The following is an 18350-nucleotide window of genomic DNA, read 5'->3' on the forward strand; positions in this document are numbered from 1 at the left end:
ATTATTTTACTATACATGGAATTTTTCAGCAAGGAAACTAAAACAGCGTTACAGGCAAAAGAAGCCGCTTTACAACTGGCATTTGCACCCGTGGCCTTCCAGGCCAGCCGCGCACTGCGGGATTTCGGCATTCTACAGGTAGTCAGCAAAGCCGGCGCAAACGGCCTTACCATAGAGGAGATCATGCAGGAGGTAAAACTTTCCCGCTACGCTATCCGCGTGCTGCTGGAAGCCGGCCTGGGTATGGAATTGCTGATAGTGAACAATAAAAGGTATTCCCTTACAAAAACAGGGTACTTTATAGAGCATGATAAGCTCACCCGCATTAACATGGACTTTGTACAGGATATCTGTTACAAAGGTATGTACCATCTCAAAGACAGCCTGGAAGAGGGCCGCCCCGCCGGTCTTAAGGAACTGGGCCCCTGGGATACCATCTACCCCGGCCTGCCCCTGCTGCCGCAGGAGATAGGCAAAAGCTGGTTCGATTTTGATCACTACTATTCAGACCTGGCCTTTCCGCAGGCGCTGCCCATCGTGTTCGACAGCAAGCCCCGCCGCCTGCTGGATATAGGCGGCAATACCGGCAAATGGACCCTGGCCTGCACACAATATGATAAAGACGTACAGGTAACTATGTTTGACCTGCCCGGTGAAATAGCGCTGGCGCAGCGGAGGGTAACAGAAGCCGGCGTGGCAGACCGCGTATCCTTTCATGAGGCCAATATCCTCGACGAGAGCCTGCCTTTCCCGCACGGTTTTGACGTGATCTGGATGAGCCAGTTCCTGGATTGTTTCTCAGAATCCGAAATAGAATCCATCCTCAAACGCTGTCGCGAAGCCCTTACGCCTAACGGCGCCATTTACATACTGGAGCCCTTCTGGAATCGCCAGATGTTTAAATCAGCGGCCTTCTGCCTGCAGCAAACCTCCCTCTACTTTACCGCCATGGCTAATGGCAATAGCCAGATGTACCATACGGATGAGTTCTTCCAGTGCATTCAGAATGCCGGCTTAAAAGTAGTGGACGAGAATAACCAGATGGGTTTGAGCTATACTTTACTAAAATGTGTAAAAGCATAAAACGATAAATTAGAACGTGATGAAAACGCAACAGGTGGACGTACTGGTGATAGGCGCAGGCCCCGCAGGCACTGTAGCCGCATCCATTATTCATCAGGCAGGTTATAAGGTAATGATCGTGGAAAAGCAGAAATTTCCCCGTTTCGTGATCGGCGAAAGCCTGCTGCCCCGCAGCATGGAGGCCCTTGAAGAAGCAGGTTTTATTGACGCTATCCAGCAGAAAGGCTTTCAGCAGAAATCCGGCGCCAAGTTCGTAAAAGGCGACGCTGTTTGTGATTTTACATTTAAAGAACAATATACAAAAGGCTGGGAGTGGACCTGGCAGGTGACCCGCGCAGACTTTGATAAGACCCTGGCGGATACCTGCGAAAGCATGGGCATTCCCATCGCTTACGAAACTACGGTAACCGGCATACGTTTTAATGGATCTGACAGCGTGACCACCGCCGTAGACGTACGGGGGAATGAGCTGGAGATCCACGCCCGTTTTATAGTAGACGGTAGCGGTTATGGCAGGGTAATACCCCGCCTGTTTAACCTGGAGAAACAATCTGTGCTGCAGCCCCGCAAGGCGCTGTTTGCGCATACAAACGATATACGCCGCTCCATGGCCGATGAGCCTAACCGTATTACAGCGGTGGTGCATAAAAAAGGCGTATGGATCTGGATCATCCCCTTCTCCACCGGCGTTACTTCCGTAGGGTTTGTGGGGGAGCCGGAGTTTTTTGCGCAGTACCCTGGCACACCGGAGCAGCAATACCGCGCATTGCTGGAAGCAGAGCCCTTTACAGCCGATCGTTTCCGGGATGTATCGTTCCTGTTTGAACCGCGTATACTGGAATCCTGGTCCGCCACTACAGATAAGTTCTATGGTGACGGTTTTGTGTTGACGGGTAACGTAACGGAATTCCTGGACCCCATTTTCTCATCTGGCGTAACTTTGGCCTGCGTATCCAGCCAAACAGCCGCCAAACTGGTGATCCGCAAACTGAAAGGCGAAGCGGTGGACTGGGAAAAGGAATACATGGAACCTACCATGCAGGGCGTAAATACGTTCCGCTCTTATGTAATGGCCTGGTATGAGGGTACCCTGGATACCATCTTTTTTAAAAAGGACCCGGATCCGGCCATCAAACAGCAGATCTGCTCTGTGCTGGCCGGCTATGTATGGGATATGAGCAATCCTTTTGTGGCCCACCATGATACGGAACTGAAACGGCTGGCGCGCGCCATTACCGTAAAACAGAAACTGGACGAACTGGAAAAAGGTTGAGCAAACAAACAGCATATATCACCGGCAGCTGCGTGGTAAGGAAACACCAGGTATACCGTAATGGCGCACTGTTATGGCAGGAGGCGCCGTCGCTGGAGCTGCAGGAGTTCCTGCGCAAGGCCTATGACCGTTTCTCCGGGCAATATCCCAAGTTCCATAAAATGGACCCGCTTAGTAAGCTGGGATGGCTGGCGGCAGAAGTGCTGCTGCGCGAAGCGCCCATAGAGGATCATTTGCCGGAACAGGTAGCCATTGTGTTAAGCAACCGCAGTGCCAGCCTGGATACAGACCTGCGGTATTATAATACCGTAAAGGATATACCCAGCCCGGCGCTGTTCGTATACACCCTGCCCAATATTGTGATAGGGGAGATCTGCATCCGCCATGGTTTTAAAGGAGAGCATGCCTTTTTTACCATGGATAGTTTTGATGCGGAGCAGGTAGTATCCTATGCGCAGCTATTGCTGGATAGCGGGGTAGCTACCGCCTGCCTCTGTGGCTGGGTAGAGGTAATGGACCAGCAATATGAAGTGGCGCTGTTCCTGGCTGAGCGTCAGCAACGCGAAGGAGCCGTGGCATTTACGGCAGCAGAGGTGAAAAAACTGTATGCGCAGCAATCAGGTAGTTGACAGCAGCCCAATGCCGTTATAGCAAAACTTAAAATCGCTTTTAGAAAATATGGAAAAATTGATGGCCGATCTGAAATCGCAGATCATTGAGCAGCTGAACCTGCAGGAAGTAAAACCGGAGGACATAGGAGATGATCAGCCTTTGTTCAAGGACGGATTAGGCCTGGATTCTATTGATGCGTTGGAACTGATCGTACTGTTACAGCAGCACTACAGCATACGCCTGGCCAACCCGGATCAGGGGCCGGAGATCTTTTACTCTGTGCGCACCATGGCCACATACATCACCGCACAGCAAAAACAGCCGGGATGAGTAGTCAGGCGTGGATAGCCGGCGGCGGCGTTATCTGCGGCATAGGCGCCAACCTGCAACAGTGCCTGGAAGCATTCCGGCAAATGGGTACCGGCATGCAGGAGATCCAATATCTGCAAACTACCCATCGCGGCATTTTTCCCGTGGCGGAAGTAAAAGCGGATAATACTGCATTAGCCGCACAGGCAGGTATGCCCGCACACCTTAGCAGAACAGCCCTGTTAAGCCGCATAGCTGCACAGGAAGCCTGGGAAGCCGCAGGGCTGGGCGATATAAGCCAGTACCGCGTAGGTTTTGTATCCGCCAACACTGTAGGCGGTATGGATAAAACAGAGGATTTTTTTACGGACTACCTGCAAAACCCTCAGCAGGGCGGCCATCTGCGCCAGGTGATGCACCACGAGTGTGGCAGCGTTACGGAGCTGGTGGCAGACGCCATGGGCATCCGGCACCATGTATCCACCATCAGTACCGCCTGTTCTTCCGGCGCCAATGCGCTGATGTATGGCGCGCGCCTGATCCGCAATAACATGGTGGATGTGGTGATAGCCGGCGGTACAGATGCGCTTACGCGTTTTACCCTTAATGGTTTTAATACCCTCATGATATTGGACCAGCAGCCTTGCCGTCCCCTGGATGATACCCGTACGGGGTTAAACCTGGGCGAAGGCGCTGGTTATGTAGTATTGGTGAGCGACGCCCTGGCCGCCAGGTTGCCCAATGGCCCCTGGTGCCGCTTAAGCGGTTATGCCAATGCCAACGATGCCTACCACCAGACAGCCTCCTCGCCGGAAGGCACAGGTAATTACCTGGCCATGAAAGGGGCGCTCACCATGAGCGGCCTGCAACCGCAGGATATTGGCTATATCAATGTGCATGGCACCGGTACGCAGAATAACGACTCCTCAGAGGGCAAGGCCATCGAGCGGTTGTTTGCGCCGGACTATCCGCCGGTAAGCTCCACCAAATCCTTTACAGGACATACGCTGGGCGCCAGCGGCGGTATAGAGGCGGTGTTTTCCGCCCTGGCCGTGCAGCAGGGCATCATCTATCCTAATGCGCGTTTTACTACGCCTATGAAGGAATGGCCGGTAGCGCCGGCCACCGTTTTTTCCGGAGGAAACCGGCTGGATCATGTGATGTCCAACTCATTTGGATTTGCCGGCAATTGTTCAAGTCTTATTTTTTCAAAGGGTTAACGCATGAAGATCTATATCCAGGGTACAGGGTGTGTGTCGCCGCAGCAAACTGCGGGCGCAGGCCCGTTCCTGGCCAGTATACAGGAGTATGAAGGCAACCGCCTGGCAGCGGTGGAGCCGGATTACAAACAGTGGGTAGAGCCCAATATGCTGCGCCGCATGGGGCGTGCCGTAAAGATGGGCGTGGCCGCGGCCAGGCTTAGCCTGCAACAGGCCGGCATTACCCTGCCGGATGCTATCATTACCGGCACCGCTTATGGCTGCCTGCAGGATACCGGCGTGTTCCTTTCCAAAATGGTCACCGGGCAGGAGAAAGCCTTATCGCCCACGGCCTTTATACAATCTACCCATAACACGGTAAGCGGACAGATTGGGCTGCTGCTCTCCTGTCACGCTTATAACAATACATTCGTGCACAAGGGTTTTTCCTTTGAAAGCGCCCTGCTGGATAGTATGATGATCCTGCAGGAGGGCGCTGTACAACAGGTGCTGGCCGGTGGCGTGGATGAGATCACAGATCACAGCCATACTATCCTCTCCCGCTTTGGGCTGTATAAACAGGAGCCGGTGCGCAATACCTCCTTACTGCAAAGCGCCACCCACGGCACCATAGCCGGGGAAGGCGCTGCTTTTTTTGTATTGGGGGCCGCTAAAAGCCCGCAATCCATCGCGCAGCTGGCAGGATTGACCACTATTTACAAACCCGTGTCCACAGAGGAAAGGGATGCGGCTATACAGGGCTTCCTGGCCACGCATGGGTTAAGGAGTGCAGACATTGACCTGCTGATCTGCGGCCACAATGGGAATGTGGAGGAAAACGATACCTACGCGCAGGTAGCGCAAACCCTGTTCCCGCAAACAACGGTGGCAGGTTTTAAACACCTTTGTGGGGAGTATCCCACTGCTACTGCCTTTGCCGCATGGATGGCTGCAGAAATATTAAAACAACAACAGGCGCCGCAGGATATAATACTCAGCGGCAGCGCACCGGAAAAGCTGGATCGGATACTGATCTACAACTGCTACCAGGGCACACATCATTCACTGATCTTATTATCAAAACCCTGATAGCCATTGTATGTTATACCGCCTCACAAATATCATCACCTTTGTACTGCTGGCTGTGCTGCTGTATGTGCACAATGCGCGGCAGCCTTTGTCGTGGTGGGTATTTGTAGCGCTATTGATCGCATATACCGGTGTACTGGCATGGGGCTCCATCAGCATTGCCGCCAATTTTTATATGCCGGTCACCTGTAAGGTAAACACTACAGAAAAAGTAGTGGCCCTTACATTTGATGATGGTCCGCTAACAGCATATACGCCGCAACTGCTGGATATCCTAAAAGCACAGCAAGTGCCGGCCGCCTTTTTCTGCATTGGTAAAAATATAGCCGGGCAGGGGGCATTGCTGCAACGTATACATGAAGAAGGGCATCTCATCGGCAACCATAGCTATTCCCATCACTTCTGGTTTGACCTGTTTGGGATGCGCCGTATGCTGGATGAGCTGCGCCAGGCAGATGCGGCGGTAGAGCGGGCGATCGGGAAAAGACCGCGGTTTTTCCGCCCGCCCTATGGGGTTACTAACCCCAACCTGCGCAACGCCGTACGCCGGGGCGGCTACTACCCGCTGGGCTGGAACATCCGCTCGCTGGATACGGTGGCCAAGGAAGCGGAACCGCTGTTGCGCCGTATCACAGGCCGGCTGCAGCCAGGTAGTATCATCCTGCTGCATGATAGTCCGGCCATTACCGTGGAGATACTGCCGGTGCTGATTAAACAGATCCATGAACATGGATACACGATAAAACGGATTGATCAACTTTTAAATATACCTGCTTATGCGTAGATGGTTGTTATTGTGGTGTTGCTTGGGAGTGCTGCACACCTATGCACAAACCGGCGGTTTTAAACCAGTGGCGGATGCCAATGCTTTTAAGGCACAGTTTGCAAAGGCATCGCAAAGCACGCAGTCAATACAGGCGGATTTTATCCAGGAAAAGAACCTGAGCATGCTGTCTGATAAGATCGTTTCCAAAGGCAAATTCTGGTTCAGGAAGCAGGATAAGGTGCGCATGGAATACCAGCAGCCCTCTTATTACCTGATGGTGATGAATGGCAATAACATTGTTACAAAGGACGGGCAGCGGCAGAATAAGGTATCCACCAGGGGCAATAAGCTGTTTGAACAGATCAACAGGATCACGGTGGATTGTGTACAGGGCAATGTGCTGAATAACCAGGACTTTACTACCAAAATATTGGAGAACGCGCAGTACTACCGCCTGGAGATGACGCCTGTATCCAAAGCCCTGCAGCAGTATTTTAAGACCATCAACCTGTTGGTGGACCGGAAAGATTATACGGTATCTTCCATAGAAATGGAGGAGGCCGGTGGCGACAATACCATTATCCGTTTTGTGCACAAACAAATGAATGTAAACATCCCGGATGAGGTATTCACTGCAAAATAAAGGACGGATCGCCCTGCTGATGGTTGTATTGATCAGCGGCTGTCTGATGACAGGCTGCAGATCAGTATACAAAGGGCTGCAACCCGCCACCGGCGATGCGGCCTGCATCCGGCAGTTTAAGCCGCAGTATGTGAATACGCTGTACAGTACGCAGGTAGATATACTGAAGCATCACCTCAGCGGCCTGCTGTTCTTTAAACAGATGCCTGACAGTAGCCTGCGGGTAGTATTTGCCAGTGAGATGGGGCTCAAATTCTTTGATTTTGCGTTTACCCCCGATGGCGGTTTTGTAAAACATTACATGATGCCAAAGATGGATAAACAGGTGATCGTTACTACACTGCGCAACGATTTTGAGCTGGTGTTGCAACGCGCGGCGCTGGACAACGCTAAGGTGCTGCAGGATAGCATGTACCGGTATGTGGCCATACCAACGCCTAAAGGCAATAACTATTACATCACAGACACGGGTTGCACCCGGCTGGAGCGGATAGAGAAATCATCCAAACGCAAACCCGTAGTAAAAGTATGGTTGCGTGATTACCAGCAGGGCGTACCTGATACGATATTGATTCAACATCAAAATTTTAAGTTTAATATTTCGTTACAACAGGTTCAAAAATAATGCTGGAAGGAAGTTTTTATACTGTTTTACAATCGCAGGCAGCAGCAGAAAATTATGCTGCCCTGCTCTCGCTGAATGCCGCACATCCTGTTTTTGAAGGGCACTTTCCCGGTCAGCCGGTAGTACCTGGCGTGTGCATGATGCAAACCATACAGGAATCGCTGGAACGCTGTCTGCAATGTAAAGTGCAGCTGCAAAAAGCAAATATCATGAAGTTCCTGGTACTGATAGACCCGGTTGTACAGCCGCAGGTAAATGTAGAATTGAAATATGCCCTGCAACCGGAAAATACAGTAAAAGTGACCGCCGCCATTAAACATGAAGGCACCGTGTTCATGAAGTTCCAGGGAACATTTAAAATAAGCAATTAGCTTTTAGCTATTAGCTGATACCCGCTTAGATCACTAACAGCTAAAAGCTAAGGGCTAAAAGCTAGAGGTTAACCATTTTATGACTGACAACTTTTCAAACATTGCCGTCCTGATACCCACTTATAACAACGCCGCCTCCCTGGGGCAGGTGTTGGAGGACGTGCTATCCTATACCCAACACGTAATTGTTGTCAATGATGGCAGTACAGACAGTACCATGCAGGTGCTGGACCAGTACCCCGCCGTGCAGCGGGTAACGTATGCTCCTAACCGTGGTAAAGGCATAGCCCTGCGCCGCGGCTTTAAATACGCCCTGGAGCAGGGATATGATTATGTGATCACCATGGATGCAGACGGGCAGCATTTTGCTGCTGACCTGGCCGTACTACAACAAAAATTGCAGGCAGAAGGCGAGGCCATCATCATTGGGGCACGCAACCTGCAACAGGAAAATATGCCGGGCAAAAATTCCTTTGCCAATAAATTCTCTAATTTCTGGTTCTATGTGGAAACAGGCCTGAAGGCCCCCGATACGCAGTCCGGCTACCGCCTGTACCCGCTGCACCGTATCGCGCCCATCCGTTTCTGGTGCACCCGTTATGAGTTTGAGCTGGAAGTGCTGGTACGCAGCGCGTGGAAGGGCATTCCTGTCCGTTGGGCGCCCATAAAGGTGTATTACCCGCCGGCAGAAGAAAGGGTGTCCCATTTCCGGCCTTTCCAGGATTTTTCCCGCATCAGTGTGTTGAATACCGTACTGGTGCTGATCACCTTCCTCTACATCAAGCCGCGTGACTTTATCCGCTTCTTGTTCAGGAAAGACAGCTGGGTATGGTTGTGGCGCGATGTGCTGCTCAATCCCAATGAATCCAATGGCCGCAAGGCTTTATCCATAGGCTTTGGCATGTTTATGGGCATTGTGCCTATATGGGGCTTCCAGATGCTGGTAGCCCTATTGCTCTCCGCCGTATTTAAGCTTAACAAGGCCCTGGTGCTGGTAGCCGCTAACATCAGCATTCCGCCCTTGATACCGTTTATCGTATACCTGAGCTTTATAATGGGGCGCTTTTGGGTAAAGGAAGACGCTACTTTTGTTATCTTCAGCAAACAGCTTACAGTTAACGATATGTGGCAAAACCTGCAACAGTACCTGTATGGCAGTATCTCCCTGGCAATCGTAGTGGGATTGACTGCCACCCTGTTGTCGTTTTTGTTGTTAACCATTTTCAGAAAACAGCCGAATGGGTAGTTTTTTTGTACATATCTATAACTTTTTTGCAGCCCGTAAAGCCGCCCTCTGGATCTGTGTGGTGGTCAGTTTTGCCATTACCGGTTACCTGGCTTCCCGTATACGGCTGGAGGAGGATATTACCCGCATCCTCCCGCAGGATAAAACATTGAATAAGCTGCAGCAGGTATTTAACGACTCCCGTTTTGCAGACAAACTGGTGCTGACCATCTCCCAAAAAGATACTACCGCAGCCGCACAGCCGGATAGCCTGGTAGAAGCGGCAAAAGACCTTGCACTTTGGACGGGCTTTGTGGATGGGTACCCGCTGAAAAATTATATAGAAAAGATGGAGTCCGGGGCTAACGACAGCTCCATCATGGACCTGATGCAGCAGATACGGGCGCATTTGCCGATATTCCTGGAAGAAAAGGACTATCATACCATTGACTCACTTATTACCCCGCAACGTTTACAGCTAACGCTGGGAAATAATTACCGTACGCTGATATCACCGGCAGGCCTGGTGCTTAAGCAAATGATACAGCAGGATCCGGTTGGAATTTCTTGGATAGGGATAAAGAAATTGCAACAACTGCAATTTGATGAACAATTTGAGCTCTATGATGGCATGGTGGTGACAAAAGATCACTATCATCTGATGGTTTTCATTACACCCAAATATCCGCCCAGTGATACCCGCCACAATGCGGATTTTCTGCGGGTGTTGCAAGGAACCCTGGATTCCATACGGCACGATCGTCCGTCTGTTAACATCTCTTATTTTGGCGCTACCGCCGTATCCGTAGGCAATGCACAACAATTGCGGCAGGATACGCTGTACACACAAGGCATTGCCGTAGTATTGCTGGTAGTGCTTATTGCGCTCTTTTTCCGTAAAAAAAGGGCGCCCGTATTGGTAATGCTGCCAGTAGTATTTGGCGCATTGTTCTCACTGGCTTGTATCTATCTGCTATACGGTAAGATCTCCGTGATCGCCCTGGGCGCCGGCGCTGTAGTATTGGGCATTGCCGTGAACTACTCCCTGCACGTATTTAACCACTATCGTCATTTAAACGATATACGGGAAACCATCCGCGACCTGGCCAGCCCCATGACCATAGGCAGCTTTACTACCATTGGCGGTTTCCTGTGCCTGCAGTTTGTAGAGTCGCCCATGCTCAAAGATGTAGGCGTGTTTGCGGCCTTAAGCCTGGTAGGCGCGGCCTTGTTCTCCCTTATCTTTTTACCGCATTGGATAGTGATAGGCAAAGAAGCCGCTCACGCGCAACATGCCCATCAGCATACCTGGCTGGATAAACTGGCTGCTTACCGCCCGGAAAAAAATAAATACCTCGTTATCGGTATCGTGCTGCTCACCGTGCTGTTCTTCTTCACCGCTGGCCGGGTAGGCTTTGAGAGTGATATGATGCGTATGAATTTCATGCGGCCGGAGCTAAAGGCGGCGGAGGCAAAACTGAATAAGATCAACGCCTATACAGCGCAATCCGTATACGTGGTAACAGAAGGCCGTACGCTGGAAGAGGCGCTGCAGGAAAACGAGCGCATGTTGCCTGTGGTACAGCAGCTGCAACAACAGGGCATTGTAAAAAAATATGCCGGTACCGGCGGCCTGCTTTTGTCCCAGCAGGAGCAGCAGGCACGCATACAACGCTGGAACCGCTACTGGACGACAGAGAAACAACAGCAGCTCGTCACTTACCTGCAGCAGCAGGGGCCGGCGCTGGGTTTTAAAGCAGCCGGTTTCACGCCGTTTGCACAATGGCTGCAGCAGGATTTTAAGGTCATGACAGATGAAGAACAGCACCTGCTCCGCAGCACCTCCCTGGGCGATTATATCACAGAAAAGAACAACCGTATATCACTGGTTACCCTGCTGAAAGTAGACCCTGCCCACAAGCAGGCAGTATACAAAGCGCTGGAACCATATGCCCATACCACCGTACTGGATAAACAATACGCCGCTAACCGCCTGGTAGAAGTGATCCGCAATGAGTTTAACAGCATTGCCTGGATGACCTCCCTGCTGGTATTCTTTGCGCTGCTGATCTCTTATGGGCGTATTGAACTGGCGCTTATCACCTTTATTCCCATGCTCATCAGCTGGGTATGGATCCTGGGGATCATGGGCATGTTTGGTATTAAGTTCAATATTGTGAACATCATCCTCAGCACCTTTATCTTTGGCCTGGGCGATGATTACAGCATCTTCACCATGGATGGGTTGCTGCAGCAATACCGTACCGGGAAAGAGCAGTTATCCTCTTTCCGCTCCTCCATCTTCTTATCCGCTATCACTACCATACTAGGTCTGGGTGTATTGATCTTTGCGCAACATCCTTCCCTGCGCTCCATTGCGCTCATCTCTATCATCGGCATTGGCTGCGTGGTGCTGATCTCGCAGGTAATGATCCCCTTATTATTTAACTGGCTTATTACGGCCCGGGTACGCAAGGGCTATGCGCCCTGGACGTTTAGCGGCTGGCTCTTGTCTGTAATTGCTTTCACCTATTTTACGCTGGGTAGTTTTATCATTACGGGCATAGGCTGGATCCTGATACGCCTTAATCCTTTCAATAAAGAAAAAGGCAAATACCTGTATCATGTGATCCTGTCTTGGTTCAGCTGGTCGCAGCTGCATATCATGGGCAACGTGAAAAAGCGGGTCATAAACCCGCTCAATGAACAGTTGCAGCGACCGGCGGTGATCATCAGCAACCATCAGTCTTTCCTGGATATCCTTATCTCCGTATCCCTGAACCCCAGGGTGATATTACTCACCAATGAATGGGTATGGCGCTCGCCGGTGTTTGGCGGCGTGGTAAGGCTCGCGGATTATTATCCCGTGGCAGAAGGAGCAGAGGCCAGCGTAGACAAGCTGCGCCTGCTGGTAGAAAAAGGATACTCCATCGTAGTATACCCGGAGGGTACCCGCTCCCCCGATGCGGTAATGAAACGTTTTCATAAAGGCGCTTTTTACCTGGCAGAACAGCTGGGCCTGGATGTGTTGCCGGTAGTGTTGCATGGCACTGCTTATACCATGAGTAAAGGCGATTTTCTGCTCAAGAATGGGGTCATCACTGCCCAATACCTGCCGCGTATCCGCCAGGACGATAAGGAGTGGGGCGAAGGATATGCCGCCCGCACCAAACAGATCAGCCGTTACTTCAAACAGCAATATGAAGTGCTGCGCCGGGAAACGGAAACCCCGGCCTATTTCCGCCAGCTGCTTACCTATAATTATATTTACAAAGGCCCGGTGCTGGAATGGTATATGCGTATCAAAACCCGTATGGAAAACAACTACGCATTGTTCCATCAGCTGATACCGGAAAAGGGGCGTATTATGGATATTGGCTGCGGATACGGCTTTATGTCATATATGCTGCACTTCCTTTCCCCGGAACGCACTATCACCGGGGTGGATTATGATGAGGATAAGATCGCTACCGCCAAACATGCTTATTTGAGGAATGACCAGCTGGACTTTGTGTATGCAGACGTTACCCAATACACATTTGACCGGCACAATGCTTTCATCATCAGCGATGTATTGCATTACCTGCAACCGCAGGAGCAGGAACAACTGCTCCTGCAATGCCTGCAGCAGCTGGAACCGGGTGGCGTGATCATAGTACGGGATGGCGATGCGGACCTGGTCAAAAGACATGAAGGTACCCGCCTCACAGAGTTATTTAGTACCCGCCTGCTGGGATTCAATAAAACTAAACAACAGCTGTCCTTCTTTTCCGGAGGGCATTTAAGACAGCTGGCAGCCCGGATGGGCGCCAGTATTGAACAGATAGACAATACAAAGTACACATCGAATGTAATATTTGTGATTAGACAACAGTAGCAGGACCAGGGGATATTCATTGTTGATTATTTGTTACTTCAAAAACCTTTTTCTGATGAACTATGATATAGCCATAATTGGTAGCGGTCTGGGAGGATTGGTTTGCGGCGCATTACTGGCCCGTAACGGCTACCGTGTAGCTATATTTGAAAAGAACAAGCAGATAGGTGGCTGCCTGCAAACCTATGCGCGTAATAAGGTGATCATAGACTCCGGCGTGCACTATATAGGCGGGCTGGGAGAGGGGCGTAACCTGTATAAGATCTTCGACTACCTGGGTATCATGAGCAAGCTCAAGCTGCAGCGCATGGATATGGATGGGTTTGATCATATAGGCTTTGCCGGTGATCCCCATACTTACCGCATGGCGCAAGGCTATGATAATTTTATACAGCAGCTCTTAAAGGATTTCCCGGGCGAGCGGAAGGCGCTGGAGGATTATTGCCATACCATGCAGGACATATGCCGCCGTTTTCCCCTGTATAACCTGCGCACCGGCGCCCTCACGGAAAAGCAGGAAGTGATGAATATATCCGCCAACGGTTTCCTGCAGCAGCTTACCAGCAACGAACGCCTGCGGAACGTGCTGGCCGGTAATAACCTGCTGTATGCCGGCGTGCCGGATAAAACGCCGTTTTACGTACATGCCCTGGTGCTGAACAGCTATATCCAGGATTCCTGGAAATGTGTGGACGGCGGCTCCCAGATGGGCAAATGGCTGGCCCGCGCCATTATGGAAAAAGGAGGCACGATCTACCGTAGCACGGCCGTACAGCAGATAGTTGGGGAGGGCAACCGCGTAGGGTATATACTGTTGGATAACGGGCAGCAGGTAAAGGCAGACCATTACATCTCCAACCTGCACCCCGCCCAAACCATGGCCATAACGGAAAGTGAGCTGATACGCGGGGCCTACCGCTCCCGCATCAACACCCTGGAAAACGCCATAGCCCCCTTTGTGCTGAATATTGTGCTCAAACCCGGCGTTTTCCCCTATCTGAACTATAACTATTATTACCACGAAACGCCCAATGCCTGGGACGGTATAGACTATACGCCGGATAACTGGCCACTTACTTATGGCCTGTACGCCACGGCCAGCTCCCGCCATATGCCTTGTGCAGACGGCCTTTCCGTGCTCACCTATATGCGGTATGAGGAGGTGGCGCCCTGGCAGCATACCTTTAACACCACCTCCCGGGAGCAACCCCGTGGAGCGGACTACGACGCATTCAAAAAACAGAAGGCAGAACGCCTGCTGGATGTGATAGAACGGCGTTTCCCCGGCCTCCGCAGCAGTATTGACACTTACTATACAGCCACGCCACTCTCATTCCGGGACTACCTGGGCACGGGTGACGGCAGCCTGTACGGCATACAGAAAGATTATAACGATACGTTAAAAACAATGATAAATCCGCGCACCAAACTCACCAATTTGTATCTTACCGGCCAAAATCTGAACTTGCACGGTATTTTGGGCGTCACCATCAGTGCGGTAATGACCAGCGGGGAAATACTGGGTTTGGATTGGTTGCTCGGGCAAATTAATGGCGAATAGCTAATAATAGGTAACAATGAAAAAAAAGAGAAGCGTTTGGCGAAAATTAGGACGGGTATTATTATTCATCATAGGCGGTTTCCTGCTGCTGATACTGGGACTGGTGATCTATGTGGTAAGCGTATCGCACATCAACCCGCCACAGATCGCGGATAAAAGCGCCCTGCAATTGCAGCGCACACAAATAGATACCAGCTGTTACACCATTGGCAATAACTGGTTCCGTAAAAGCAACAGCGGCCTGTATGAGCTGTATGTAGAGGGTAAACCCTTTGAAAGGGGCGTGATCTACGGTAAGCTTAGCGCAGAGCTGGTAAAACGGCAGGAAGATATTTTTGTTGACCAGATCAAAAAGATGATCCCCTCCCAATCCTACCTCCACTTCCTCAAATACTTCGTAGGATGGTTTAACCGCCACTTAGCAGATAATATTGCAGAAGAGAATAAAGAAGAGATCTACGGCATTTCCTTCTCCGCATCGCCCAACTATGATTTTATTGGCAGCAATTATGAGCGTATCCTGAACTACCACGCCGCGCATGATATTGGGCATGCCCTGCAGAACATGATGCTGGTGGGCTGCAGCTCCTTTGCCACCTGGAACGGCCGCTCCGCGGACAGTAACCTGATCATAGGCCGCAATTTTGATTTTTATGTGGGTGACCGCTTTGCAGATGATAAGATAGTGGCCTTTTACCGACCGGATAGCGGCTACCGTTTTATGATGGTGACCTGGGCAGGTTTTACCGGCGTAACCTCCGGCATGAACGAAAACGGGTTAACGGTGACGATCAATGCGGATAAGAGCGAGATACCCACCGGTTCCGCCACACCGGTATCCCTGGTAGCCCGCGAAATACTTCAGTACGCCGGTAATATACAGGAGGCCTGGGCTATTGCACAGCGGCGTAAGATGTTTGTATCTGAATCCTTTCTCATTGGCTCCGCGGCAGATAACCGCGCGGCCATCATAGAAAAAACGCCCCATGGTATGGATATGTATGATCCTAAGAGTGATTTTATCACCTGTACCAACCATTTCCAGGGCGATACCTTAGGCAAACTGGCCTCTAACCTGCAACAGGAAAAGGAAAGCGCCAGCGTATACCGCTACGAGCGTTTGTCAGAATTGCTGGCGCAGCACGGGCCTAATACTGTGGCCAATACGGTAAGTATCCTGCGCGACCGCTACGGCTTGCATAATGAGAACATAGGTATGGGCAATGAAAAAGCCATGAACCAGCTGCTGGCCCATCACGCCGTTGTGTTTGAGCCTAAAAAACGGCTGGTATGGGTATCTACGGCCCCCTGGCAGCTAGGCAAGTTTGTAGCCTATGACCTGAATAAGATCTTTGCCATGCATGGCCTGCAGCATAACCAGGAGCTGTATGACAGCGCCCTCACCATTCCGGCGGATCCCTTCCTGCTCACAAAGGATTATCGTAACTTCCTTACCTATAAACGTATCAAAGCGGACATTATGGACGGTAAGGATGTGAACCTGCAGGAACTGATAGCCTCCAACCCGGAATTCTATCACGCCTATGTGCTGGCCGGTGATTATTCGTTTAAGCGTAAACGCTACCGGGAGGCCAAACAATACTACCAGACCGCCCTTACCAAAGTGATAGCCACCAAGGCAGAAGAAAAGCATATACGCGAACAGCTGGAGAAATGTAACAAGCCATCATGATCTACGGCATAGGTACAGATATTGTTGAAGTGCAGCGGGTAGAAGAAAAGATCCGGAAAGGAAAAGGTTTCCGGGAACTAGTATTCACCCCGTTGGAGGTCGCATACTGTGAGCAGCAGGCGGCTCCCTATGAGCATTATGCGGCCCGCTTTGCCGCCAAAGAGGCTTTCCTGAAAGCGCTGGGCACCGGCTGGGGCCACGGAGGCGTAAACTTTAACGAAATAGAGGTGCGCAACAATACCGCGGGTAAGCCGGAGCTGCACCTGCTGGGAAATGCCGCCAGCCGTTATACGGAGCTGTCCATTAAACAGGTATTACTATCGCTATCGCATGTGAAAACCACCGCCATTGCTATGGTGGTCATTGAAGTATAATTTATGTATATACCAGACATAGAACTGCAATCTGCTGCCGCCATCCGGCAGTTCCAGGAAAAAGAAGTGCTGCACCTTATAGGCTACCTGCGGCAGTTCTCGCCTTTCTATAAGGAATGGTTTGCCAAACATAACATCCAGGCTGGTACCGTTACAGGATTGGAGGAGCTGGCAAAGATACCGCCGGTGACCAAGGAAGACCTGCAGCAGCGCAACTGGGATTTCCTGTGTGTGGATAGAAATAAGATAGCGGAATACACCACTACTTCCGGTACGCTGGGTAAACCGGTGATCATACCGCTTACCGCCAATGACCTGAACCGTTTAAGTTATAACGAATACATCTCCTTCTGCTGTGCAGATGGCGCCGCCGATGATATATACCAGCTCATGCTCACACTGGACCGCCAGTTTATGGCAGGTATGGCCTACTACACCGGCATACGCCGGCTGGGCGCCGGTGTGCTGCGTGTAGGCCCTGGCGTACCTTCCCTGCAATGGGAGAACATACAACGTATACAACCCACTACCATCGTAGCAGTACCTTCTTTTATCCTTAAGCTGATCGCCTTTGCCAAAGAGCATAATATTGATATCAATGCCTCTTCTGTAAAAAAGGCGGTGTGTATTGGCGAAAATATCCGGCAGGTAGACTTTTCATTAAGTGTGCTGGGTAAGAAGATCACGGAGCAATGGAATATACAGCTATACTCCACATATGCCTCTACAGAAATGCAGACCGCCTTTACGGAATGCAGGGCGGGCCGTGGTGGCCATCATCATCCGGAGCTGTTGTATGTAGAGCTGCTGGATGATAACGATCAGTCTGTAGCGCCCGGCCAGGAGGGGGAAGTGACCATTACCACCCTGGGCGTTGAAGGCATGCCCCTGCTGCGTTATAAGACCGGCGATATATGCCGTTATGAAACAGACGCCTGCAGCTGCGGTAGACAGACCATTCGTCTCTCCCCGGTAATTGGCCGCAAGAAACAAATGATCAAATACAAAGGCACTACCCTATACCCACCTGCCTTGTTTGACCTGTTGAATGAAATGGAAGAAGTAAAGGAATTTGTAGTAGAAGTATTCTCCAATGAAATAGGTACGGATGAGATATTGCTGCACCTGTGGCCCATATCTGAATCCGAAGATACAGACCGCAAAATACGCTCCTATCTGCAGGCCAAGCTGCGCGTTATACCACAGGTGCGCTATTGCGGCCAGGCAGAGATCATGAAAATGCAGTTCCCCGAAGGCGGAAGGAAAGCCGTAAAGTTTGTAGACAACCGGCAGTAATAACGATCGTTCTGTCTGTTTATTATAGACTTACGCATTCGTTAACGTCAAAAAAAAATCTGCGCTTTTAACGAATCTTTATATAATATCATCATATGCTTAACGTTTATTAACCTGATCTTTGCTTGACGAAAATGCGACACATTTTTCATCAACAGGATGCTGACGTCGTGACGGTGAAACTGATAACAAACCTCCTCTGCAATTTCCGGAGTGCGAACCTCCGGCAATTACTGTAACCAATCCTTATTGAACTTCCTCCACATTTAACAATGAGGTGTGATATTTATTGTAATGGACATGTTTTAAGCACATGCGCCAACAGACCAACGCGTGCCTACTAAAATCCAATAA

General features: G+C 50.7%; 15 protein-coding genes and 1 pseudogene. All 16 read left to right on the forward strand.

From position 1 onward, the window contains the following. The first annotated feature begins 15 nt into the window (after positions 1-15). The 16 genes and pseudogenes from F0L74_RS18250 (at position 16) to flxY (ending at position 17996) form a co-directional block, all read left to right on the forward strand. Positions 16-1083 (forward strand): class I SAM-dependent methyltransferase, encoded by a 1068-nt coding sequence (locus F0L74_RS18250; RefSeq protein ID WP_149839313.1) that lies wholly within the window; start codon positions 16-18, stop codon positions 1081-1083. Positions 1084-1102: 19 nt separating this feature from the next. Then, entirely contained in the window at positions 1103-2356 is a 1254-nt protein-coding gene (locus F0L74_RS18255; protein WP_149839314.1) for an NAD(P)/FAD-dependent oxidoreductase, read from the forward strand. Continuing rightward, positions 2353-2985 carry a beta-ketoacyl-[acyl-carrier-protein] synthase family protein gene (locus F0L74_RS18260; RefSeq protein ID WP_149839315.1) on the forward strand — a complete coding sequence of 211 codons (633 nt, stop codon included), beginning with the start codon at positions 2353-2355 and terminating at the stop codon, positions 2983-2985. Before F0L74_RS18255 ends, F0L74_RS18260 begins: the two co-directional genes overlap by 4 nt. Before the next feature lie 43 nt (positions 2986-3028). Beyond that, positions 3029-3298, forward strand: a pseudogene (locus F0L74_RS18265) (phosphopantetheine-binding protein); the annotation flags it as partial. Then, positions 3295-4497 (forward strand): beta-ketoacyl-[acyl-carrier-protein] synthase family protein, encoded by a 1203-nt coding sequence (locus F0L74_RS18270; RefSeq protein ID WP_149839317.1) that lies wholly within the window; start codon positions 3295-3297, stop codon positions 4495-4497. The pseudogene F0L74_RS18265 and the gene F0L74_RS18270, both read left to right, overlap by 4 nt. A 3-nt stretch (positions 4498-4500) precedes the next feature. After that, positions 4501-5565, forward strand: a complete 1065-nt coding sequence (locus F0L74_RS18275) for a beta-ketoacyl synthase N-terminal-like domain-containing protein (RefSeq protein WP_246197761.1) — start codon at positions 4501-4503, stop codon at positions 5563-5565. Between the two features lie 10 nt (positions 5566-5575). Then, entirely contained in the window at positions 5576-6349 is a 774-nt protein-coding gene (locus F0L74_RS18280; protein ID WP_149839318.1) for a polysaccharide deacetylase family protein, read from the forward strand. Then, positions 6342-6974 (forward strand): flexirubin biosynthesis/transport protein LolA2, encoded by a 633-nt coding sequence (lolA2, locus tag F0L74_RS18285; RefSeq protein WP_149839319.1) that lies wholly within the window; start codon positions 6342-6344, stop codon positions 6972-6974. The genes F0L74_RS18280 and lolA2 overlap by 8 nt, the downstream gene beginning before the upstream one ends. Beyond that, positions 6952-7599 carry a flexirubin biosynthesis protein LolB2 gene (gene lolB2 / locus F0L74_RS18290; protein ID WP_149839320.1) on the forward strand — a complete coding sequence of 216 codons (648 nt, stop codon included), beginning with the start codon at positions 6952-6954 and terminating at the stop codon, positions 7597-7599. The genes lolA2 and lolB2 overlap by 23 nt, the downstream gene beginning before the upstream one ends. Next, the gene (locus tag F0L74_RS18295; protein WP_149839321.1) at positions 7599-7970 is read left to right on the forward strand and encodes an ApeI family dehydratase; all 372 of its coding nucleotides are present in this window, start codon (positions 7599-7601) and stop codon (positions 7968-7970) included. The genes lolB2 and F0L74_RS18295 overlap by 1 nt, the downstream gene beginning before the upstream one ends. Before the next feature lie 79 nt (positions 7971-8049). Next, a complete protein-coding gene (locus F0L74_RS18300) occupies positions 8050-9216 on the forward strand; it encodes a DUF2062 domain-containing protein (RefSeq protein WP_149839322.1) in 1167 nt (388 codons plus the stop codon). Beyond that, entirely contained in the window at positions 9209-13072 is a 3864-nt protein-coding gene (locus tag F0L74_RS18305) for a 1-acyl-sn-glycerol-3-phosphate acyltransferase (protein WP_149839323.1), read from the forward strand. Before F0L74_RS18300 ends, F0L74_RS18305 begins: the two co-directional genes overlap by 8 nt. Before the next feature lie 55 nt (positions 13073-13127). Then, positions 13128-14633, forward strand: a complete 1506-nt coding sequence (locus tag F0L74_RS18310) for a phytoene desaturase family protein (protein WP_149839324.1) — start codon at positions 13128-13130, stop codon at positions 14631-14633. A 16-nt stretch (positions 14634-14649) separates the two neighbouring features. Continuing rightward, positions 14650-16326 (forward strand): C45 family peptidase, encoded by a 1677-nt coding sequence (locus tag F0L74_RS18315; protein ID WP_149839325.1) that lies wholly within the window; start codon positions 14650-14652, stop codon positions 16324-16326. Continuing rightward, entirely contained in the window at positions 16323-16700 is a 378-nt protein-coding gene (gene acpS / locus F0L74_RS18320; protein WP_149839326.1) for a holo-ACP synthase, read from the forward strand. Before F0L74_RS18315 ends, acpS begins: the two co-directional genes overlap by 4 nt. A gap of 3 nt (positions 16701-16703) precedes the next feature. Then, the gene (gene flxY, locus F0L74_RS18325; protein ID WP_149839327.1) at positions 16704-17996 is read left to right on the forward strand and encodes a flexirubin biosynthesis putative acyl-CoA ligase FlxY; all 1293 of its coding nucleotides are present in this window, start codon (positions 16704-16706) and stop codon (positions 17994-17996) included. Positions 17997-18350: the final 354 nt, after the last annotated feature.

Source organism: Chitinophaga agrisoli, assembly GCF_008386695.1.
Classification (GTDB): Bacteria; Bacteroidota; Bacteroidia; order Chitinophagales; family Chitinophagaceae; genus Chitinophaga; species Chitinophaga agrisoli.

Bases quoted from the DNA above. Each gene is read 5' to 3' on its own strand.
- F0L74_RS18250 (WP_149839313.1), top strand. From the start codon at position 16: ATGGAATTTTTCAGCAAGGAAACTAAAACAGCGTTACAGGCAAAAGAA.
- F0L74_RS18255 (WP_149839314.1), top strand. From the start codon at position 1,103: ATGAAAACGCAACAGGTGGACGTACTGGTGATAGGCGCAGGCCCCGCA.
- F0L74_RS18270 (WP_149839317.1), top strand. From the start codon at position 3,295: ATGAGTAGTCAGGCGTGGATAGCCGGCGGCGGCGTTATCTGCGGCATA.
- F0L74_RS18275 (WP_246197761.1), top strand. From the start codon at position 4,501: ATGAAGATCTATATCCAGGGTACAGGGTGTGTGTCGCCGCAGCAAACT.
- F0L74_RS18280 (WP_149839318.1), top strand. From the start codon at position 5,576: ATGTTATACCGCCTCACAAATATCATCACCTTTGTACTGCTGGCTGTG.
- lolA2 (WP_149839319.1), top strand. From the start codon at position 6,342: ATGCGTAGATGGTTGTTATTGTGGTGTTGCTTGGGAGTGCTGCACACC.
- lolB2 (WP_149839320.1), top strand. From the start codon at position 6,952: ATGAGGTATTCACTGCAAAATAAAGGACGGATCGCCCTGCTGATGGTT.
- F0L74_RS18295 (WP_149839321.1), top strand. From the start codon at position 7,599: ATGCTGGAAGGAAGTTTTTATACTGTTTTACAATCGCAGGCAGCAGCA.
- F0L74_RS18300 (WP_149839322.1), top strand. From the start codon at position 8,050: ATGACTGACAACTTTTCAAACATTGCCGTCCTGATACCCACTTATAAC.
- F0L74_RS18305 (WP_149839323.1), top strand. From the start codon at position 9,209: ATGGGTAGTTTTTTTGTACATATCTATAACTTTTTTGCAGCCCGTAAA.
- F0L74_RS18310 (WP_149839324.1), top strand. From the start codon at position 13,128: ATGAACTATGATATAGCCATAATTGGTAGCGGTCTGGGAGGATTGGTT.
- F0L74_RS18315 (WP_149839325.1), top strand. From the start codon at position 14,650: ATGAAAAAAAAGAGAAGCGTTTGGCGAAAATTAGGACGGGTATTATTA.
- acpS (WP_149839326.1), top strand. From the start codon at position 16,323: ATGATCTACGGCATAGGTACAGATATTGTTGAAGTGCAGCGGGTAGAA.
- flxY (WP_149839327.1), top strand. From the start codon at position 16,704: ATGTATATACCAGACATAGAACTGCAATCTGCTGCCGCCATCCGGCAG.